At 61.0% G+C, this 19,790-nt stretch carries 24 protein-coding genes, 1 tRNA gene and 1 pseudogene; 15 read left to right on the top strand and 11 right to left on the bottom strand.

Annotated elements, in window-relative coordinates; genetic code table 11:
• Positions 1–128: 128 nt before the first annotated feature.
• A tRNA-Gln gene (locus NFR87_RS05925) sits at positions 129–202 on the bottom strand.
• 131 nt (positions 203–333) lie between these two features.
• Entirely contained in the window at positions 334–1,011 is a 678-nt protein-coding gene (locus NFR87_RS05920; protein WP_251447679.1) for a TIGR00266 family protein, read from the bottom strand.
• 140 nt (positions 1,012–1,151) lie between these two features.
• Here NFR87_RS05920 and NFR87_RS05915 point away from each other — a divergent pair, with 140 nt between their 5' ends.
• Positions 1,152–1,325 carry a hypothetical protein gene (locus NFR87_RS05915; protein WP_251447676.1) on the top strand — a complete coding sequence of 58 codons (174 nt, stop codon included), beginning with the start codon at positions 1,152–1,154 and terminating at the stop codon, positions 1,323–1,325.
• Positions 1,326–1,363: 38 nt separating this feature from the next.
• On the opposite strand, the gene NFR87_RS05910 is transcribed toward NFR87_RS05915, so the two are convergent.
• From NFR87_RS05910 to NFR87_RS05885, 6 genes and pseudogenes are all read right to left on the bottom strand, one after another.
• The gene (locus tag NFR87_RS05910; protein WP_251447673.1) at positions 1,364–1,900 is read right to left on the bottom strand and encodes an HdeD family acid-resistance protein; all 537 of its coding nucleotides are present in this window, start codon (positions 1,898–1,900) and stop codon (positions 1,364–1,366) included.
• Positions 1,897–2,295, bottom strand: a complete 399-nt coding sequence (locus NFR87_RS05905; RefSeq protein ID WP_251447670.1) for a thioesterase family protein — start codon at positions 2,293–2,295, stop codon at positions 1,897–1,899. The genes NFR87_RS05910 and NFR87_RS05905 overlap by 4 nt, the downstream gene beginning before the upstream one ends.
• A 12-nt stretch (positions 2,296–2,307) precedes the next feature.
• Positions 2,308–4,305 (bottom strand): extracellular solute-binding protein, encoded by a 1,998-nt coding sequence (locus tag NFR87_RS05900; RefSeq protein ID WP_251447667.1) that lies wholly within the window; start codon positions 4,303–4,305, stop codon positions 2,308–2,310.
• Positions 4,302–5,117, bottom strand: a complete 816-nt coding sequence (locus NFR87_RS05895) for an ABC transporter permease (protein ID WP_251447664.1) — start codon at positions 5,115–5,117, stop codon at positions 4,302–4,304. The genes NFR87_RS05900 and NFR87_RS05895 overlap by 4 nt, the downstream gene beginning before the upstream one ends.
• Positions 5,104–6,244 (bottom strand): annotated as a pseudogene (locus NFR87_RS05890) (ABC transporter ATP-binding protein). Before NFR87_RS05890 ends, NFR87_RS05895 begins: the two are co-directional and overlap by 14 nt.
• Before the next feature lie 175 nt (positions 6,245–6,419).
• Positions 6,420–7,382, bottom strand: a complete 963-nt coding sequence (locus tag NFR87_RS05885; protein WP_251447661.1) for an RluA family pseudouridine synthase — start codon at positions 7,380–7,382, stop codon at positions 6,420–6,422.
• A 123-nt stretch (positions 7,383–7,505) separates the two neighbouring features.
• On the opposite strand from NFR87_RS05885, the gene NFR87_RS05880 reads away from it, so the two are divergent.
• The 14 genes from NFR87_RS05880 to NFR87_RS05815 all read left to right on the top strand — a co-directional run bounded on the left by NFR87_RS05880 (position 7,506) and on the right by NFR87_RS05815 (position 16,688).
• Positions 7,506–8,024: a YceD family protein gene (locus tag NFR87_RS05880; RefSeq protein ID WP_251447658.1), complete on the top strand. Its 519-nt coding sequence runs from the start codon at positions 7,506–7,508 to the stop codon at positions 8,022–8,024.
• A 39-nt stretch (positions 8,025–8,063) separates the two neighbouring features.
• On the top strand, positions 8,064–8,255 hold the full coding sequence (gene rpmF / locus NFR87_RS05875; RefSeq protein ID WP_251447655.1) for a 50S ribosomal protein L32: 192 nt from the start codon (positions 8,064–8,066) through the stop codon (positions 8,253–8,255).
• Positions 8,256–8,376: 121 nt separating this feature from the next.
• Positions 8,377–9,705, top strand: a complete 1,329-nt coding sequence (gene der / locus NFR87_RS05870; RefSeq protein WP_251447652.1) for a ribosome biogenesis GTPase Der — start codon at positions 8,377–8,379, stop codon at positions 9,703–9,705.
• Positions 9,706–9,744: 39 nt separating this feature from the next.
• Positions 9,745–10,425 carry a glycerol-3-phosphate acyltransferase gene (locus tag NFR87_RS05865; protein ID WP_420910706.1) on the top strand — a complete coding sequence of 227 codons (681 nt, stop codon included), beginning with the start codon at positions 9,745–9,747 and terminating at the stop codon, positions 10,423–10,425.
• Between the two features lie 5 nt (positions 10,426–10,430).
• On the top strand, positions 10,431–11,432 hold the full coding sequence (locus tag NFR87_RS05860) for an NAD(P)H-dependent glycerol-3-phosphate dehydrogenase (RefSeq protein ID WP_251447647.1): 1,002 nt from the start codon (positions 10,431–10,433) through the stop codon (positions 11,430–11,432).
• A gap of 123 nt (positions 11,433–11,555) precedes the next feature.
• A complete protein-coding gene (locus NFR87_RS05855) occupies positions 11,556–12,455 on the top strand; it encodes a stage III sporulation protein AB (protein ID WP_251447645.1) in 900 nt (299 codons plus the stop codon).
• Positions 12,449–12,961, top strand: coding sequence for a stage III sporulation protein AB (locus NFR87_RS05850; protein ID WP_251447643.1), 513 nt, complete (start codon positions 12,449–12,451; stop codon positions 12,959–12,961). Before NFR87_RS05855 ends, NFR87_RS05850 begins: the two co-directional genes overlap by 7 nt.
• A gap of 31 nt (positions 12,962–12,992) precedes the next feature.
• Positions 12,993–13,187 carry a stage III sporulation protein AC gene (spoIIIAC, locus tag NFR87_RS05845; RefSeq protein ID WP_251447640.1) on the top strand — a complete coding sequence of 65 codons (195 nt, stop codon included), beginning with the start codon at positions 12,993–12,995 and terminating at the stop codon, positions 13,185–13,187.
• 6 nt (positions 13,188–13,193) lie between these two features.
• Positions 13,194–13,577: a SpoIIIAC/SpoIIIAD family protein gene (locus NFR87_RS05840; RefSeq protein ID WP_251447638.1), complete on the top strand. Its 384-nt coding sequence runs from the start codon at positions 13,194–13,196 to the stop codon at positions 13,575–13,577.
• A complete protein-coding gene (locus NFR87_RS05835; protein ID WP_251447636.1) occupies positions 13,574–14,662 on the top strand; it encodes a stage III sporulation protein AE in 1,089 nt (362 codons plus the stop codon). The genes NFR87_RS05840 and NFR87_RS05835 overlap by 4 nt, the downstream gene beginning before the upstream one ends.
• Positions 14,659–15,129 (top strand): hypothetical protein, encoded by a 471-nt coding sequence (locus NFR87_RS05830; RefSeq protein WP_251447634.1) that lies wholly within the window; start codon positions 14,659–14,661, stop codon positions 15,127–15,129. Before NFR87_RS05835 ends, NFR87_RS05830 begins: the two co-directional genes overlap by 4 nt.
• On the top strand, positions 15,126–15,632 hold the full coding sequence (locus tag NFR87_RS05825; RefSeq protein ID WP_251447633.1) for a stage III sporulation protein AG: 507 nt from the start codon (positions 15,126–15,128) through the stop codon (positions 15,630–15,632). Before NFR87_RS05830 ends, NFR87_RS05825 begins: the two co-directional genes overlap by 4 nt.
• An 11-nt stretch (positions 15,633–15,643) precedes the next feature.
• The gene (locus tag NFR87_RS05820; protein WP_251447630.1) at positions 15,644–16,213 is read left to right on the top strand and encodes a SpoIIIAH-like family protein; all 570 of its coding nucleotides are present in this window, start codon (positions 15,644–15,646) and stop codon (positions 16,211–16,213) included.
• 82 nt (positions 16,214–16,295) lie between these two features.
• Positions 16,296–16,688 (top strand): Asp23/Gls24 family envelope stress response protein, encoded by a 393-nt coding sequence (locus tag NFR87_RS05815; protein ID WP_251447627.1) that lies wholly within the window; start codon positions 16,296–16,298, stop codon positions 16,686–16,688.
• A gap of 245 nt (positions 16,689–16,933) precedes the next feature.
• Here NFR87_RS05815 and NFR87_RS05810 read toward each other — a convergent pair whose 3' ends face one another.
• The 3 genes from NFR87_RS05810 to mobV form a co-directional block, all read right to left on the bottom strand.
• Positions 16,934–18,445: a recombinase family protein gene (locus NFR87_RS05810; protein ID WP_002575864.1), complete on the bottom strand. Its 1,512-nt coding sequence runs from the start codon at positions 18,443–18,445 to the stop codon at positions 16,934–16,936.
• Between the two features lie 94 nt (positions 18,446–18,539).
• The gene (locus NFR87_RS05805) at positions 18,540–18,731 is read right to left on the bottom strand and encodes a hypothetical protein (protein ID WP_321118048.1); all 192 of its coding nucleotides are present in this window, start codon (positions 18,729–18,731) and stop codon (positions 18,540–18,542) included.
• A 4-nt stretch (positions 18,732–18,735) separates the two neighbouring features.
• A complete protein-coding gene (mobV, locus tag NFR87_RS05800) occupies positions 18,736–19,680 on the bottom strand; it encodes a MobV family relaxase (protein ID WP_002575862.1) in 945 nt (314 codons plus the stop codon).
• Between the last annotated feature and the right edge of the window lie 110 nt (positions 19,681–19,790).

The following is a 19,790-nucleotide window of genomic DNA, read 5'->3' as shown; positions in this document are numbered from 1 at the left end:
CCCCCCCCCCCCCCCCCCCCCCCCCACCGCTTGCTTCGCAAGCGGGAACCGATTGAAATAGTGAGGGTTCAAATCTCAGTCTACTGTATAAAAAAGATAGCCCAGAGCTATGCTCCGAGCTATCTTTTTGGCAGCGGGTGAAGGATTCGAACCCTCACATACAGAGTCAGAGTCTGCTGTGCTACCCTTACACAAACCCGCTATTTTCGCGCCGCTGTCGCAGACGCAAGAATCATTATACCAAATACCAGCGGATTGTCAAGTGTTTTCCTGAATTTTTGTGCCCGAAAGAGAGCGGGGGCCGGGATGTGGTTCCCGGCCCCCCGCTGAGAGTCAGCTGCCGGAGGAGACGAAGGGGCTCAGCGCGGAGGCAAAGCTGCTGACGGGCATGGTTTGCAAAACGATCTTGCCCGGGCCGGTGACCACCGTATTGAAGAGGCCCTCGCCGCCGAAGAGGACGTTTTTGACCCCCTTGACCTGCTGGATGTCGATGGAACAGGAGGCGTCACACATGGCCAAATAGCCAGTGTCGATGACCATTTGCTGGCCGGGAGCCAGTTCGTACTCCACGGCGTAGCCGTCGATCTCCACAAAGGCGGTGCCCTGACCGGAGAGCTTCTGCATGATGAAGCCCTCGCCGCCGAAGAAGCCGGCGCTGGCCTTTTTCTGGAAGAAGACGGACAGCTCTATCCCCGCCTCGGAGGCCAGGAAGCCGGACTTCTGCACCACCACCTCCCGGCCGGGGGCGATGTCAATGACCCGGATGGAGCCGGGGAAGCTGGAGGCGAAGGTGATCATTCCCGCACCGCCCTGGGCGGTGTATGTATTCTGGAACATGGACTCCCCGGAGAACATGCGGCCAAAGGCCTTGCCCATGCCTCCCGCGCTGGTCTCCATCTTCATGTTGGGACTCATCCAGCACATGGAGCCCCGCTCGGTGATCATAGCTTCTCCTGCGGCGAGCTGGCACTCCACCACGGGAAGAGGCTCACCGATGATCTTATACTGCATACCGATCCCTCCTGATCATTTGATTCGTTTCACGAAAGGAAGCTATTGTTATTGTACACCCATCAAAGGGCGGATGCAACCTGAATTTTCCGGGTATGGGAGAGATATGGGCGGAGAAACTGAAGGCGAGGTGAGAGAAGATGAAGCAGTATAAGAATCTGGAGGCGCTGCTCTCCGGAGAACCCAAGGCGTCCGCGCTGTTCAGTCAGATCCCCCAGTATGCCAGGGAACAGATCATTTCCAAAAAGGGACATGTGAAATCCATGGATGAGCTGGAGGCATACGTCCACAATGTTCTGCGGGGAGATGGCTGAAAAAAGCCCGGCGCTTATGCGCCGGGCTTTTTTCAGATTTATTCGTCCTTTGTGAGCTTGTTCAGGGTGAGGATGGCCCAAAGATCGGACAGGCCCTGATAGAGGAAGGCGGCGCCGATCATGCGCCACAGGGTCAGACCCACGCCGAAGGGATGCCGGAGAATGACGGCCCCCAGTGTCAGAGAGACCAGGGACATGACCAGCGTGGCCGTCCAGCCGGCGTAGCCGAAGGCGCGCATATCCAGCCCCCGCTTCAGGTTCACCAGGCCGTCGATGACCACGTAGAGGCCCAGGATTGCGGGGATGATGGAGATGATAAAGTCGGAGTGGGTGAGGAAGAAGGCGCCCACGATGGCAGAGAGGATGCCCAGGATCAGCTCAGCCTGGAAGGTAAAGCTGGTGCTGCTGCCCCGGTGGGCGAAGAAGCTGAGGATGGTGACGACCCCGTAGAGCAGCAAAAGCACACCCACCGCCACGCAGAACACGGCGGTGGTGAGCCCGGGGAAGAGAAGAAGCACCAGACCCAGGATCAGATAGAGCCCGGCGGCCGCCATCAGGCTTTTCTTGCCTTTCATGCCCCGCGCCCCGCTTTCTTTTCCGCTTTGGCCAGAAAGCGGGCGTTGTCAATGAGAAACCGGCCGTGGACACCCTTGCCTATGACGCCGCCGTCGTCATAGGCGGTGACGGCGAAGGTGAGAGCCCGGCCGTCCACGGCGGTGAGCTCCGCCTCAGCCCAGACCTTCATCCCCACGGGGGTGGCGGCGTCGTGGGAGATATCCAGACGGGTACCTACGCTGCCCTCTCCATCGGCCAGATGTCCCTCCAGGGCGTTGACGGCGGCGTTTTCCATCAGGGCCACCATCATGGGAGTGGCGAAGACGGGCAGCAGCCCGCTGCCCACAGCGGCGGCGGTGTTTTCGTGAACTACCGCGGTCTCGGCCCGGCCCGTCAGTCCAATTGCGACAGACATACAAATTCCTCCTTATTGAATTCCCAGACCGATCCACAGTTCATTGTAGAGCCGCCGGGTCTCCGTGGGAAGAGATACATAGGACTCACACCGCTCCAGAACTTCCGCCGGGGCGGCCATGGTCTCGTAGGTCTCCTGATCCAGCTCCTCCTCATAGAGGGCCTCGTAGTAAGCGGGATACTGCTCCAGGGCCTCTTTGTTGGGGGAGGCGTACCAGATAAAGTCCATGTTGCGGAGATTGGCTTCGGTGGAGGCGATGAAATTGATCCAGGCCATGGCCTCCTCGTAATGGGGGGCGTCCTTGAGCACGCACATGGCGTCCACGAACCAGTTGGAGCCCTCCTCAGGCACAACGAAGGCCAGATCGGGGTTGTTCTCCGCCATGGAGAGGTAGTCCCCGGCGTAGTAGGCGCCGATGGCGGCGTTGCCCCCCTCCATCTTCTGGAGGATCTCGTCCATGACAAAGGCCTGGTAGACCCCGCGGCTTTTGGCGTCGGCAATGAGGCCGGCGGCCTGGCGCAGCTCCGCTTCATCGGTGGTGTTCAGGGAATACCCCAGATAGAGCAGGGCGGTGGCCATGGCGTCCCGGGAGTTGCGGAACATGAGCACGTTCCCGGCGTACTGGTCGTCAAACATGACGCTCCAACTGGCGGGGGGTTCGGTCACCATGGCGGTGTTGTAGATGATGCCCACGGTGCCCCAGGTATAGGGGACAGTGTACTCGTTGGTGGGGTCGTAGGGCAGGTTTTTGAAGCGGTCGTCGATGAGGGAGAAGTTGGGGATGCTGCTGTAGTCCAGCTTCTCCAGCATATCCTCCTCGATAAGCTGCGAGATCATATAGTCGGAGGGGACGATGACGTCGTAATCCCCCGCGCCGCTTTTCAGCAGGGAGTAGAGGGCCTCGTTGCTCTCGGCGGTCTGGTAGTTGACCAGGATGCCCGTCTCCTCCTCAAACTGGGTGATGAGTTCCTCGTCGATATACTCCCCCCAGGAGCACACGTTCACCACCGGCTGGCGGGTGTTCTGGAAGGCGCCCACCACCGCGGTGACGAGCACGGCGGCACAAGCCACAGCCGCTGCCGCCTTTGCCAGGAAGGGGGTGCGGTGGGGCTTTTGGCCGGCCATCTCCGCCACCGTGGCGGAGGGGGCGGCCTGGCGGCGCTGGGCCATCTTCTCCAGCCGGGCCTCCCGGATATTGATAACGGCCAGCAGGAGGATCACGGTGACAAAGAGGATGGTGGAGATGGCGTTGATCTCCGGGCTCACCCGCTTCTTGGTCATGCCGTAGATGGTCATGGCCAGGGTGGAAGAGGAGGAGCCGGCGGTGAAGTAGCTGATGATGAAGTCGTCGATGCTCATGGTGAAGGCGGTGAGGGCCCCGGAGACGATGCCCGGCTTGATCTCCGGCAGGATCACCTTGTAAAAAGCCTGGAACCAGGTGCAGCCCAAATCCTGGGCGGCGTCAATGAGGTTCTTGTCCAGCTGGCGCAGCTTGGGGCTTACCGACAGAAGCACATAGGGGATGTCGAAGGTGATGTGGGCGATGAGCAGGGTGGGGAAGCCCAGGGTGAGCCGGGTGGGCAGCACCAGCAGGGTCTGGACAGAGTTGAACCAGAGGGCGAAGTCCTTCCACAGGGCGAAGAAGGCCACGAAAAACAGGCACATGGCAACGCCGGTGACGATGTCGGCGTTCATCATGGGGATGTTGTTTACTGTGGTGAGGGCGTTCCTGGCGCGCCGGCGCAGGCCGTAGAAGCCGATGGCGGCAAAGGTGCCGGCGATGGTGGAGATCACCGTGGCCAGCAGAGACACCAGAAGGGTGGTGTAGAGGCTTCGCATGATGATCCGGTTCTGAAACAGCTCCCTGTACCAGTGGAGGGAAAAGCCCCCCCAGACTACGTTACTGTTATTCTGGTTGAAGGAGAAGATGATGAGCAGAATGATGGGGGCGTAGAGAAAGAGGAAGACCAGGAACGTAAAAAAACGGCCGAAGGCGGAGTTTTTCTTCATAGTACCACCGCCTGTTCCTCGCCCTCACCGAAGCGGTTCATCACCCACATACAAAGCACCACAATGACCATCATCACCAGGGCGATGGCGGCCCCCAGCTGGGGATTATAGGCCCCGCCCAGGAACTGCTGCTCGATGAGGTCGCCCAGCAGGTACTCGGTGCCGCCCCCCAGCATGGTGCTGATGGCGAAGGTGGATACGCTGGGGACGAAGACCATGGTGATGCCGGAGAGCACCCCGGGTAGAGACAGGGGAAAGATGACCCGGCGAAAGGCCACCACGCTGTTGGCCCCCAGGTCGTGGGCCGCCTCCACCAGGGAGTTGTCCAGCTTGACGATGACGGAGTAGATGGGCAGGATCATAAAGGGCAGGTAGTTATACACCATGCCCAGCACCACCGCCCCCTGGGTGTCGATCATCTGGAAGGGCCCCAGGCCAAAAAGGCCCAAAAACTGGTTGATGAGGCCGTTATTCTCCAGAATGGCCATCCAGGAGTAGGTGCGCAGAAGGAAGTTCATCCACATGGGCAGCATGATGAGCACCGTGGCGACGCTCTGGAACCGCGGCCCCTCTTTGCTGAGCAGATAGGCCACCGGATAGCCGATGGCGAGGCAGATGAGCGTGGCGATGAGGGCCAGACGGAAGGAGCGCACGAACACCACGGTATAGTCGCCCATGGTGCTGAAGTTGGCCAGGGTGAACCCGCCGTCCGCGCCAGAGAAGGCGTAGATCAGGATCATGAGGATGGGAGCCACCACAAAAAGCGCCATCCAGATGGTGTAGGGGATGGTGAAAGCCTTAGTTCTCTTCATCGTCGCCCTCCAATCCAGCCTCGGCGTCTACGTTCAGCTCATCATACTCGTCAGAGTAGGAACTGTAATCGCCAAACTTACCGGAATAGGCGCTTTTGTGCATCACGTGGAAGCCGTCGGGGTCGATCTTCACCCCGATCCTCGCCCCCTCAGGGGAATAGTCCGTGGTCTGGATGAGCCACTTAAAGCCCTGGAAGTCCACGATGATGTCATAGTGCATGCCCTTAAAGGTGACCTCGGTGACGGTGCCGGTGATCTGCCCCTCCTCCGGGGAGACGATGTCGATGTCCTCGGGGCGGATGACCACGTCCACCGGCTCGCCCGGGGCAAAGCCGCCGTCCAGGCAGGGGAACTTCCGGCCATACATCTTGACCACCTTGTCCTCGGGCATGGTGCCGTCGATGATGTTGGACTCCCCGATAAAGTCGGCCACAAAGGCGTTTTTGGGCTCGTTGTAGATGTCCTCGGGGGCGCCGATCTGCTGGATATTGCCCTTGTCCATGACCACCACGGTGTCGGACATGGTGAGGGCCTCCTCCTGGTCGTGGGTCACCATAGATAAAGGTGATGCCCACCTCCCGCTGGATGCGCTTGAGCTCCACCTGCATGTCCTTGCGGAGCTTCAGATCCAAGGCCCCCAAAGGCTCGTCCAGGAGCAGCACCTGGGGCCGGTTGACGATGGCCCGGGCAATGGCCACCCGCTGCTGCTGGCCGCCGGACAGGGAGCTGACCCGCCGCTTGCCGTAGCCGGGCAGGTTGACGAGCTCCAGGGCCTCCTCCACCCGGCGGGTGATCTCGGCTTCAGGCGTTTTGGCGATGCGCAGGCCGAAGGCCACGTTTTCGAAAATATTCATGTGGGTGAACAGGGCGTACTTCTGAAACACCGTGTTCACCTGCCGTTTATGGGGCGGCACGTCGTTACATCGTCGGCCGTCAAAAAAAACGTCCCCGGAGGTAGGTTTTTGGAACCCACCAATGATCCTCAGCGTGGTGGTCTTGCCACAGCCGCTGGGGCCCAGGAGCGTTAAAAATTCTTTGTCATTGATGTAGAGATTGAGATGATCGAGAATGATCTCGTCGTCGAATTTCACGACGCAGTCCGATAGACGGATCAGCTCTTTGGACATTTATCCTCCCCCATTCCTTCTTCATGCTTTTTGGATGGTGTTGAAAAAGGTCGTACCCACCTGTCGGTTGGGTACGACCTTTGACAAGGCATAATATACACGGTGTGCCGGGAATTGTCAATATGTTTGTCGAAAGAATTTTTCTCCGTGGCCGCTCAGGAGCACAAGGATTGTATTACCCAAAATACTCCCCCACGAAGTCGATGTCCCCCCGGGGCACCTCCAGGGTCTTGCCCTTTAAGTATTCCAGCTCCCCGGCGTCGGTGGGGAAGTCGAAGATGAGCCTGTAAGACCACAGGGCCTGGCCCTTGCGCTCCGTTTTGCGGTTGTCCTCCCGCCGGCCGTACTTCCCGTCCCCCAGCAGGGGGTGGCCGGCGGCGGCGAACTGGGCCCGGATCTGATGGGTGCGGCCCGTCAAAAGCTCGCACTCTACAAGGGACAGGCCGCCGCGCGTCTGCAGGGTCTTATACCGGGTGACGGCGGTCTTGCCGCCGGGGACGGGCTTTTTGTAGACCGACACCTGCTTTTTCTTCTCGTCCTTCAAAAGGAAGCCCCGCAACTCCCCCTGGGGCGGCGTCATTTTTCCCACCACGGCGGCCAGATAGTATTTCCTGATCTCCCGGTCTCTTATTTTCTGATTCATCACCCGCAGGGCCTCGGCGGTCTTGGCGGCGATGACCAGCCCGCCGGTATTGCGGTCGATGCGGTTGCACAGGGCGGGAGCAAAGGCCCCCTCCCACTTGGGCGACCACTCTTTCTTTTGATAGAGGTAGGCCTGGATATGGGTGATGAGGGTGGAGACATACTCGTGTTCGTCGGGGTGGCACAAAAGTCCGGGCCGCTTGGAGCACACGATAATGTTCTCATCCTCGTAGACGATATCCAACTGAGGCGTGAAGACGGAGAGAAAGGCGTTGTCCTCCCGGGGGGCGTCGAAAAATTCGTCGTTGATGTAGAGCTGGAGCAGGTCGCCCACCTGGAGCCGGTAGTCCCGCGCCGCGCCCTTGCCGTTGACCTTCACCCGCTTGAGGCGGATATACTTTTGGGCCAGCGGGGCGGGCAGGAGGGGCAAAGCCTTGCCCAGCCAGCGGTCAAGCCGCTGCCCGGCGTCGTTTTTTCCCATGGTGAACTCTCTCACGGCCATTCCTCCCGTTTCATGTGAAAGTATTCTATCACAAAGGAGGAAAAAATTGAAGAAAGTATTTGACATGGGACAAAATTTTCGTTATAATGTCCGCTGTACCGTTGCGAGGAGAACACTATGCGTTTGGATTTAAAAGAGATCATCCATGTCCCCGGAGCGAGCCGGGATTTTTCCTGCACGCTGGATCTGTCCCAGACGGAGCTCTTTGGAGAGCGGCCCTTTCAGGCGCCTGTGGAGGTCTCCGGCACCGTTCGGAACATGGCCGGAGCTCTGGTGCTCTCTGGCAGCGCCCGCTCCACGGTGGAGTCCAGGTGTGATCGGTGCCTGAAGCCCATCACGCTGCAGGTGGATATCCCGGTGGAGACCCTTCTGGCCGAAGAGCTGGAGGACGAGGAGAACGACGAGATCGTCCTGCTGGAGAACGGCCAGGTGGATCTGGATGCTTTGTTTACCACCGCCTGTATTCTGGGCTGGGATGGGAAGCATCTCTGCCGGGAGGACTGCGCGGGGCTGTGCCCCAGGTGCGGGAAGGACCTCAACGACGGGCCCTGCGGATGCGGGAAGGAACTGGATCCTCGTTTTGCCGTATTGGCAAAACTTTTGGATAAGGAGCCGGAAGGCGCCAAAGAAACATGAGCAACGAATTGCCCCTGTCACGTTAAGGAGGTGTCATAGATGGCAGTTCCCAAGAGTAAAGTGTCCAAGCAGCGCCGGAACAAGCGCCGCAGCGCCGTGTGGAAGCTGGAGACCCCCGGCGTCACCACCTGCCCCAAGTGCGGGGCCTATCGCCTGCCCCATCGGATGTGTAAGTCCTGCCTGAGCTACAACGGTCACGACTTCAGCAAGACCGAGGCCGCCGCTCAGTAATGAGGGAAGGAAAAAGAGGGAGAGGGGAAGAGATTCCTCTCTTCTTTTTTTGCTCTTTTCCCCTGATTGATATTTTCTCCCCACTATGATATACTACCAAAAGCGAAAGGAAGTGTTTTCCATGGCGAGACCTCTGGTGGCCATCGTAGGCCGTCCCAATGTGGGAAAATCCATGCTCTTCAATAAGCTCACCGGGCAGCGGCTCAGCATTGTGGAGGACACGCCGGGCGTCACCCGGGACCGGCTTTACGCCCCCTGTGAGTGGCGGGGCCGGAAGTTCGACCTGGTGGACACCGGCGGCATTGAGCCGGGTACCGACAGCGAGATGCTGCTGTTCATGCGCCGTCAGGCGGAGATCGCCATAGACAATGCCACCGTTATCATCTTCCTCTGCGATATCCAGACCGGCCTCACTGCCTCCGACCAGGAGGTGGCCTCCATGCTCCTCAAGTCGGGCAAGCCGGTGGTTCTGGCGGTGAACAAGATGGACTCCACCGGGCCGGAAAATCCGGATATCTACGAGTTCTACAACCTGGGGCTGGGGGATCCCGTCCCCGTCTCCGCCGTCCACGGCCACGGCACCGGTGACCTTCTGGACGAGTGCTTCCGCTACTTCCCCGAGGGCGAGGGGGAAGAGGAGGACGAGGACGTGACCAAGGTGGCCATCATCGGCAAGCCCAATGTGGGCAAGTCCTCTCTGGTCAACCGCATCCTGGGCCAGGAGCGGGTCATTGTCTCCGACGTGGCGGGCACCACCCGGGACGCGGTGGACAACTACTTTGAAAATGAGAAGGGGCGGTACCTCTTCATCGACACCGCCGGCATGAGAAGGAAGAGCCGGGTGGACGACCGGGTGGAGAAGTTCTCTGTCCTCCGGGCCACCCTGGCCATCGAGCGGTGCGACGTGTGCCTTATCATGATCGACGCCAATGAGGGGGTCACCGAGCAGGACACCAAGGTGGCCGGCCTTGCCCACGAGGCGGGGAAGGCCAGCATCATCGTGGTCAACAAGTGGGACGCGGTGGAAAAGGACGACAAGACCATGGACAGGATGTGCAAGGACATCCGCCGGGACTTGAGCTATATGACCTACGCCCCCATCCTCTTCATCTCCGCCCTCACCGGCTCCCGGGTGGAGCGGCTGTTCGACGCCATCAACGATGTGGCGAACCAGGCCGCCATGCGCATCACCACCGGCATGCTCAACGACGTGCTCAACGACGCCACCGCCCGGGTTCAGCCCCCCACGGACAAGGGCAAGCGGCTGAAGGTCTACTATATGACCCAGGTGGGGATCAAGCCCCCTCACTTCGTCATCTTCTGCAACGACGCCAAGCTCTTCCACTTCTCCTACCAGCGGTATCTGGAAAACCAGATCCGGGCCACCTTCGGCCTGGAGGGTACCCCGGTGAAGATCACTATTCGCCAGAAGGGCGACAAGGAGGGGTAAGAAATGGACGATCCTGTGATGATGAACTGCATGGTCCCCATGTGGGAGGAATTCCTGTCGGTGGGCTGGGGGGCCGTCGCGGCGGCGTTTTTGGGCACAGCTGTCTTCGCTTACTTCTTAGGCTGCTCGAACGGAGCGGTCATCATCTCCAAATACATTTTGCGTGATGATGTGCGCAACCACGGTAGCGGCAACGCGGGGCTGACCAATTTCCACCGCACCTTTGGCGGCCCATTGACCCTGGCGGTCATTCTGATCGACGTGCTGAAAGCGGTGATCGCGATCCTTCTGAGTATGTGGATCGTTGGAAGCCTCTATGATTTTGGCGGGCACAGGGCAGAATTCATTGTTCTGGCCAAGTACTGGGCCGGCAGCTTCTGTCTCTTAGGCCACATCTTCCCCTGCATATTCGGCTTCAAGGGGGGCAAGGGCGTTCTCTCCGGGGGTACCATCGCCATTATGCTGGACTGGCGGCTGGCCCTGCTGGTGTGGGGCGGGTTTCTCATCCTGGCCCTGCTGACCCGCTATGTCTCCCTGGGCTCGGTCTTTGCCGCCGCCGCCTTTCCTATCGGCACCTGGCTCTTTGTCAGCCACGATCCGGTGGTGATGACCCTGGCTGTCCTTCTGGGGGCGCTGGTGCTCTGGATGCACCGGGGGAACATCAAGCGGCTTTTGAAGGGCGAAGAAAACAAGCTGAGCTTCCACAAAAAGAAGGAGTGAATCCTATGACCATCACCGTCTTGGGCTCCGGCGGCTGGGGCACGGCCCTGGCCCTGGTGCTGCTGGAAAACGGCCATCAGGTCAGGCTCTGGTCTTATTTAGAAGAGGAGAGCGCCACTCTGCGGGCCAAGGGGGAGAACCCCGTTCTCCCCGGCGTGCCTTTGCCCGGGGAGCTGGAGCTCACCGCTGACATTGCCTGCGTAAAGGGCTGCGGCGCGGTGGTGCTGGCCACTCCCTCCTTTGCCGTCCGCTCCACCGCCCGGCAGGTGAAGCCCCTGCTGGAGCCGGGGGCGGTCATCGTCTCTGTGTCCAAGGGCGTGGAGAAGGACAGCTCCCTCACCCTCACCGAGGTCATCGCCCAGGAGGTGGGGGGAGACCACCCCATTGTGGCCCTGTCCGGCCCCTCCCACGCGGAGGAGGTGGGCCGGCATGTTCCCACGGCGGTGGTGGCGGCCTCCCGTGACCAGGCTGCGGCGGAGCTGGTGCAGGATCTCTTTATGAACGGACGCTTCCGGGTCTACACCACCGACGACGTGGTGGGAGTGGAGCTGGGGGCGGCGCTGAAGAACGTTATTGCCCTGTGCGCCGGCGTCTGCGACGGCGTGGGCTGCGGGGACAACACCAAGGCCGCCCTTATGACCCGCGGCCTTTCGGAGATCGCCCGGCTGGGGGAGGCTCTGGGAGGGCGGAAGGAGACCTTCGCCGGCCTTGCCGGTCTGGGCGACCTGATCGTCACCTGTACCTCCATGCACTCCCGGAACCGCCGCTGCGGCATCGCCATCGGCAAGGGCACGCCGCCGGAGCGGGCGGTAAAGGAGATGGGCATGGTGGTGGAGGGCTACTATGCCGCTGCCAACGCCAAGGCCCTGGCGGACAAGACGGGGGTGGAGATGCCCATTACCCAGGCCGCCTGCCAGGTGCTCTACGAGGGCCGGGATCCCAAGGAGGCCATCACGGCGCTCATGGCCCGGGATCGGAAGCATGAGAGCGAGGAGAGCTGGGTTTAACAAAAATAGCGGTTGCGAAGAGGACAGGCGAAAGCCTGTCCTCTTTTTTTATGCCCGCGTTCATAATTCCGGACGAGCCCTCATAGACATAGGGCAAAGAAACACAAAAGAGGAGGGATGGGTATGGAGCCGTTCGACCAGGCGGCGATGCTGCTGCCCCCCGGCCTGCGCCGGGGGGCGCAGGCCCTCCCGGCCCTGGTGCGCCGCCGGGTGGAGGAGATCCGCCTGCGGGGCGGCCGTCCGCCTGCCGTGGTGGTGGGCAGCGACGAGCTGCCCCTACCCGGCTGTGGAGAGGTGACGACCCGGGATCTGGCCCTGACGGTGGAGATCGCCACCGGAGCCAGCGCCCACACTGCCCTGGAGCGGGTGCGGCAGGGCTACTTCACCGTGCGGGGCGGCCACCGTCTGGGCCTGTGCGGCACGGTGACGGCAGAGGAGGGGCAGGTGAAAAATCTGCGTCAGCTCTCCTCTCTGAACCTGCGGGTGGCCCGGGCTGTCCCCGGCTGCGGCGAGCAGGTGCTCTCCGAATTGATGGAGGGCGGACGGCTTCCCAACACCCTTCTTCTGGCCCCGCCGGGACAGGGGAAGACCACCCTTCTGCGGGATCTTGTCCGCCTCATTTCCAACGGGTCGGCCGGGCCGCCCCTGCGGGTGGGACTGGCTGACGAGCGGGGGGAGGTGGCCGCCCTGTGGGAGGGCCTGCCCCAGTTCGATGTGGGAGAGCGCACCGACGTGCTGGAGGGCTGCCCCAAGGCCCAGGGTCTGATGATGCTCCTGCGGGGCATGAATCCCCAGGTGCTCTCCTGCGATGAGATCACCCTTCCCGCCGACTGCGCCGCCCTGGAGCGGTGCGGCAACTGCGGGGTGAAGCTGCTGGCCACCGTCCACGCCGACGGCGTGGACGACCTGACGTGCAAGCCCCTCTACCGCTCTTTGCTGGAACGGGGGCTCTTTTCCCAGGCGGTGACCATCGACCGGCGGAGACTGGGCTCCTACTACCGGGTGGAGGCCCTGCCATGCTGAGGCTGGTGGGGGCCCTCCTGCTGGCGGGGGGCGGACTGGCTCTGGGCCTGGGGGCGGCGGAGGAGCGGGAGCGCCGCCGCGCCGCTTTGGACAGCTGGCGCGCCGCTCTGGCCCTGCTTGCGGCGGAGCTGGCCTTTCGGCTGCCGCCCATGGAGGAACTGCTGAATATGGGAGCCCGCCGGGCCTCGGAGCCGGCCCGGACTGCCCTGCTCACGGCGGCGGGAGAACTGGAGCACTTGGGGGAGAAGAGCTTTGAGGCCATCTGGGGCCAGGCCCTTCAAACCTGCGCGCCGCCGCTGGTACCAGAGGACATAGAGCTTCTCTCCCGGCTGGGAGCCGTTTTGGGGCGGTATGACGGCGAAAGTCAGCGCCAGGCGGTGGAACGGGCCGGCGCAGAGCTGGAGACGCGCGCCGCCCAAGTCCGGGAGGAGCTGCGCCGCGGTGGGAAGACCTGGGCCGCCGTCGGACTGTCCCTTGGACTTTTTACGGCGATCCTGTTACTGTAATTCACCCTTTTGAGACGAAAGAGGAACAAATATGGACGTAGATTTCATCTTCCGCATCGCCGCCATTGGGATCCTCGTGGCGGTGCTCAACCAGGTGCTGGCCCGGTCGGGCCGGGACGAGCAGGCCATGATGACCACACTGGCGGGACTGGTGGTGGTGCTGATGATGGTGGTGGAGAAGATCAGCGACCTCTTCCTTCTGGTGAAGGGGCTGTTCGGACTGTGAGGGGCCATGGATATCCTGAAGCTGGCCGCTGTGGCGGTGACCGCCGCGCTGTGCGCCCTTACCCTCCGGGGCAGGGTTCCGGAGCTGGCGGTGGCGCTGGCCCTGGGGGCGGGATGCCTTCTGCTGGGACAGGCCGTGGAGGCCATCGCGGGGGTGCGGGGCCTGGCGGACTCCCTGGCCCGCACCGCGGGACTCTCTGCGGAGGTGTGGAAACCTGTGTGGAAGACTGTGGGAGTGGGTGTGGTCACCCGCCTTGCCTCTGCGGTGTGCAAGGACGCGGGGGAGGGGGGCGTGGCGGCCTTCCTGGAGACGGCGGGGGCCGCCCTGGCCCTGCTGGCCGCCCTGCCGCTGGTGGAGGCGGTGTTCACCACCTTGGGAGGTCTGCTGTGAGGCCCCTTCTCACCCTCCTGGCCCTGCTCTTCCTCCTTCTTCTCCCCGCCCGGGCGGCCGGATTGGAAGAGGCGGCCGGGGTGGAGGAGTTTCACCGGGCCTCGGAGCGCTACCTGGACGGTTATCTGGACATTGAGGAGGCCTCCTCCGGGGATTTTGCCGCCGGGGCCAGAGCCATTCTGGATACGGGCAGCAAGGAGCTGCCCGGCATCCTCCGCCGCTCCGGCCGGAGTGGGGCCCTGCTGCTGGCGGTGACCCTGCTGTGTGCCGTCAGCGAGACCCTGCGGGAGGAGCTGGGGGGCGGAGGACTGGATCCCATCCGTCTGGCGGGGGCGGCGGCGGTGACCGCCATCGCCGTCATCGACGTCAACGCCCTGCTGGGGCTGGGCCGGCAGGCCATGGAGCGTATGGACGACTTCTCCAAGCTGCTGCTGCCGGTGGTCACCGCCCTGTGCGCCGCAGGGGGACAGCCCGCCGCCGCCGTGGCGCGGCAGGGGGCTACCCTCTTGTTTCTCAATCTGCTCTTGACGGTGGCGGAGCAGCTCATCCTGCCCCTGATCTACGCCTATGTGGCCGCCTGCGCCGCCCACGCCGCCCTGGGAAACGACGGGCTGAAACGGGTGGGAGAGCTGCTGAAGTGGGCGGCGGGGGGACTTTTGTCCCTGCTCTTCACCGGCTTTGTGGTTTACCTCACCGTCAGCGGCGCGGTGGCGGGCAACGCCGACGCGCTGACCCAAAAGGCGGCCAAGACCGCCATCTCCGGTATGGTGCCGGTGGTGGGCGGCATCCTCTCCGACGCCGCCGAGACGGTGGTGGCGGGAGCGGGCGTGCTGAAGGGGACGGTGGGAGTGGCGGGTTTGCTGGCGGTGCTGTGCGTCTGCCTCATCCCCTTTCTCCAGCTGGGCTGTCACTATCTGGTGTACAAGCTTGCCGCCGCCCTGTGCGCCACGGTCTCCCCCGGCCCCACCGCCGGACTGGTGGACGCCATCGGCTCCGCCTTCGCCCTGGTACTGGGTATGACCGGCGGCTCCGCCATGATCCTTTACATAGCCCTCATCACCTCCATCAAGGCGGTGGGCGGATGAGCGCGGTGCGGGAGTGGCTGCTGGGGGTGACGGCGGCGGCCCTGGCGGTGGCGCTGGCTCAGGCCCTCACTCCGGAGGGGGCGGTGAAGAAGGTGGGCCGGCTGGTGGGGGGTATGGTGCTTCTGCTGGCGGTGGCGAAGCCCCTTTTGAGCCTGGAGCCGGGGACGCTGGCGGTGACGGCGGGCGCCTGGGAGCAGGAGGCGGCGGCCCGGACGGGAGAGGACGTGATGAAAACCCTCATAGAGGAAAAGACAAGCGCATATATTGTGGACAAAGGCGGCGCGCTGGGGATGGAATGTACGGCGCAGACCCAGGCGGAGGACGATGGGAGCGGCTGGACGGTGCCCTGGCAGGTGACGGTGCGGGGAACCTGGAACGAGAGCCAGCGTCAGGCCCTCAGCGATCTCATCGCCCGGGAGCTGGACATTCCCCCGGAACGTCAGAGCTTTCAAAAGGAGGGAACATGAAGGCAGCAGAGGCGGGCCTGCGCTGGATGGAGGCCCTGAAACGGTACAAGTATGTTTTCCTGGTGGCGGCGGTGGGAGCCCTGCTCCTGCTGTGGCCGGGCGGGGAGACGGCGGAGAAGGCTGCCCCGGCGGAGGAGACGGATCTCTTCCAGGCGGCGCAGCTGGAACGGAAGCTGGAAAAGGCCCTTACTCAGGTGGAGGGGGCGGGAGAGGTGACGGTGGTGCTGACCCTGGACGCGGGCCCCCGTCAGGTCATCGCCCAGGACGGAAGCGCCACCCAGGAGGGGGAGAAGACCAGTCGGGAGACCACCTCCGTGCTTCTCTCCAAGGGCGACCGTACACAGGAGGCGGTGCGCCTCCAGGAGCTGGCCCCGGCCTACCGGGGCGCGCTGGTGGTGGCCCAGGGGGGCGACGATCCCCTGGTCAGGCTGGCATTGAACCAAGCGGTCTCCGCCCTCACCGGATTGGGCGCGGATCAGATCTCGATTTGTAAGGGAAAGTGAGGAAAAAAGCTATGAAACTCTGGAAACGCAATGCGGTGGTGGCCGCCATCGTCCTGTTCGTCTGTGTGGCGGTGTATCTCAACTGGTCTTATGAGAAGGAGAGCACCGATGTGGGCAAGACGCTGGGACAGGCGGCCCTGGTGGACGGGAAGACCAACGACCCCCTTCTGCCCGCAGTTACCCCGGCGGAGACCCCCGCAGAGAGCGCTCCGGCGGGCGCCTCCACCGGCTACTTCGCCTCTGCCCGGCTCAACCGGCAGCAGGCCCGTGACAGTGCCCTGGGGATGCTCCAGGAGACTCTGGGCAGCGACACCGCCGAGGACGCCGCCAAGGCGGACGCCGGGGTGGCCATCGAGACCCTGGCCTCCACCACCGTCTCCGAGGCTCAGATCGAGAACCTGGTGGTGGCCAAGGGGTACGCCGACTGTGTGGCCTTCATCAGCGATGGGGGCGTCTCCGTGGTGGTCTCCGCCACGGAGGAGGGCCTGCAGGACGCCGATGTGGCCCGGATCGTAGAGATTGTCACCGGGGAGACCGGCGTTCCCGCCAGCCAGATCACCATCATTGAGGCCCAGGGGTAAAAAAGTGATTGTAATTTCCTTTTTTTGTGGTACAATGAGAATAAGCACAAGAATAAACGCCACAGGAAAGGGAGCGTGAAGTATGGCGGATGGGAAAGAATATGTCTCCAGCCCCGACGAGCTGGGCAGCATCCATATCTCGGAGGACGTGCTGGCGGTGACCGCCGCGGCCGCCGCTTTGGAGGTGGAGGGTGTCGGCAGCCTGGCCGCCAATCTGGGCAGCGACATCGCCGAGCTTTTCAGCGGCCGGAAGAATCTGAGCAAGGGCGTGCGGGTGACCGTGGGGGAGAGCGGAGTCGCCGTGGATATCTCCCTGCTGGTCAAGTATGGCGCCACCGTGCAGGAGGTGGCCCGCGCCGCCCAGGACGCTGTGGCCGCCGCCATCGAGAACGCCACCAGTTTTCAGGTCACGGCGGTGAACGTCCATGTGGCCGGAGTTACGTTCGACCACCTGCGTAAGCCCAAGCAGGCGTAAAAGGGAACAAAAAAGCCCGGAGCGGGATCGCTCCGGGCTTTTCTTCTGTTTTGAACGGCGGAGAAGGTCACTTCTTCTCCGGCTGGGCGGGGAGGGCGGAGAGGAGAGCGCGGCGGCACAGAGAGCGGCGAGCGGTTTGCGAAGCTTCATGGCAGGTACCGCCTTAAAATTTATTTGAACTAGCATAAAGTACAGTTTACAAGGGACTACACAGGGTAGGTATCTGACGGGAGGGGTGCCGCCAGTCAGATTTTCCATGTGATGTTCAAGCTGTCGCTTGTGGCGGCTATGGTGGTGATCATCAAATCCACCACACGCCGCTTGTCATCAAAAGATACATTCTCCCAGGTATCGAGGTAGCCGGAAATCTGGCTGACCTGTTCCGGGCTGATGGCCTCCACAGTCAACTCCGCTATCCTTGCCAGAAGTTCCTGCTTGCGCCCGTCCAGTTCCGCTATCTTCACATTCACATAGGAGAACAGGACATTGTTTGCCCCCGTCAGACTGTCCACCAGCTTTTCAATCTCGCTGTCTACATGGGCAAGTTCCACTTGCAGGGCGGTGATTTTCGGGTTTGCCTTTGCCGCTTTCTTTTTTCCTGTCAGCGTCTTGTAGCTTGCCAGCTTCTTTACCATCTGCTGATAAACAACCGCTTCCAGTTCCGAAGTGATGATTTTCCCACAGCCAGGACAGCTTTTATTGTCCAGCCGTTTCGTGCAGCGGAGATACTGTTTGCCGGAGGGATTGTAGATACTCATAAGAGCATACCCGCAATTCCCGCACTTGATTTTTCCTGCCAGCCATGTGTGGGTGGCTTTCCGGGCAGACTGGATTTTCATGTTGTTCATCAGCTTCTTGCGGCAGGTCAGCCAGGTGTCGGAGGGGACGATACCCTCATGGGGAGCCAGTACCAGCATTTGGTCTTTTAAGTCGTTTTTCTTGCTGGCCTTTACATCTCGCCCTTGATACAGATAGCAGCCGTTCATGCCCGTAAAATCGGCAACGTCATTGACAATGACTGTACCTTGACTTTTGAAAAATTCGTACACATCAAGGTCTGCCTGCACATAGACAGGATTGCGTAACATCTGCGCCAGCGTGGGGCGTATCAGCTCTTTGCCATGGAACAAAATCCCCTGTTCGGCAAAGTACCGGGTAATGTCCCCGTAGGAAGTTGTGGGCTGGGCGTACATCTCAAACATCAGCCGGATATTGGCCGCTTCCTCCGGGTTTACCACCAGCTTCTTTGTGTTGATACCGTCCATCTTGATAGGCTCCGTATGGAAGCCGTAAGGGGCTTTCCCGCCCATCTTAAAGCCCCGCTGACTGCGGGAGTAGTAAGCGTCCGTTACCCGCTTCTGTATCGTTTCCCGTTCAAGCTGGGCGAACACGATACAGATATTCAGCATGGCCCGTCCCATCGGCGTGGAGGTATCAAACTTTTCCGTAGAGGACACAAACTCCACATTGTACTGCTGGAACAGCTCCATCATGTTGGCAAAGTCCAGAATGGAACGGCTGATACGGTCGAGCTTGTAAACCACGACCTTTGCAATCAAGCCCCGCTTGATGTCCCGCACCAGTTCTTGAAACTTCGGACGGTCTGTGTTCTTGCCGCTGTACCCTTTGTCTGTGTATTCCTTGCAGTTACCGCCTTTCAACTCGTATTTGCAAAATTCAATCTGGCTTTCAATGGAAATGCTGTCCTTTTTGTCTACCGATTGTCTTGCATAGATTGCGTCTATCCGATTGTTCATATTGTCGCTCCTTTTCTTAAAAAAGAAACGGAGCTGCTGACAGTTCTATTATACCGCCAGCAGCCCCGCAAATCAATGATGGGTTTGGAAAACCTTATGTCCCGGCTTCCTCACTCTCCCGCTTGTCGGCGTACTTGCGGAACACCTCATAAAGCTGCTGTTCCAGTTCCCGGCGTTTGGCTGCTTCCTGTTCCGGCGTGAACACCGGGGAGAGATTTTCCAGTGTGATTTCCTTTCCCTGAAAAGTCACGATTTCGATTTCCTTTTTGTATCTGATATTACTTATAAGATCACCTTTCCTTTCCATGCTGCCGCTGTTGCCGTTTCAGTTCCGCTAAAATCTCCGGCGGGATACGGTCAACCAGCCGCCGCATATCGTCCAGTTCGCTTTTTAACTTCGCCCGTTCCATCGTGTCATTCATCTTGCCTTTTTCGCTGGCCTTTGCCCTGACTTCCAGCTTTTCATTTTCCGCTAACAAGTCATTGATTGTGACCTTGTATTTTTTCAGTTGCCCGGAGAAGTTCTCCATCTGCGGAAACCACTTTTTCAGCATGGAGAGGGCTTCCTCTTTCTTCTTTCCGGCGTTCAGCGGGGTAATGCCGGAGAGAACCGCTTCAATGGCCCTCGCCTGTTTGGAGAGGTTGACCGCCTGTTTGAACAGCCGGGTGGGGATATGCTTCCGGCCCGTCTTGCTGGCGCTTTCCCCACGCTCCAGGTCGGGGTACTGCTCCACCATACAGGCGTGAAAATCGTCCTGCCACTTCGTCAGATTGGCCCGGTTGCCGATAATTTCTTTGGCGCACAGGCGGTTGTCCTTTGTCAGCGGCACAAAGACCAAGTGCAGATGGGGCGTTTTTTCATCCATGTGTACCATAGCCGAAACGATGTTCTCCCGGCCCACCCGGTCAATGAGGAAGTCCGCCGCCCTCTGGAAGTAGGCCGCTATCTCCTTTGGGGACTTGCCCTTGAAAAACTCCGGGCTGGCGGTAATCAGCGTGTCCACAAACCGAGTGCTGTCCTTGCGGGTGCGGCATCTGGCCTGCTCGATGCGGCTCTGAATGAAATGGTAGTAGCGGCCATCCGGCTTGACGATGTGGAAATTGTACTTGCTCCGGCTGGTGTCAATGTCCGGGTTGCTGGCGTACTGCTCCTTTTTCCGTTCATGGTGGGCTTCCAGCGGCCCCGCCGGGTGGCCCTTGTGCTTCTCAAATCGCAAAATTGCGTGTTGTGCCATTGAACTCCTTTCCCCATTCCATTCCTTTCCGGCGGGTTTTCCCGCCGAAAATATCTCTGATAGGATTGGAATGGAATGAATGTAAATAGATGGTTTTAATCTCTGTATTT

The organism is Vermiculatibacterium agrestimuris (assembly GCF_943193085.1).
Classification (GTDB): domain Bacteria; phylum Bacillota; class Clostridia; order Oscillospirales; family Oscillospiraceae; genus Vermiculatibacterium; species Vermiculatibacterium agrestimuris.
This window is presented reverse-complemented; position numbering and strand designations above follow the sequence as displayed.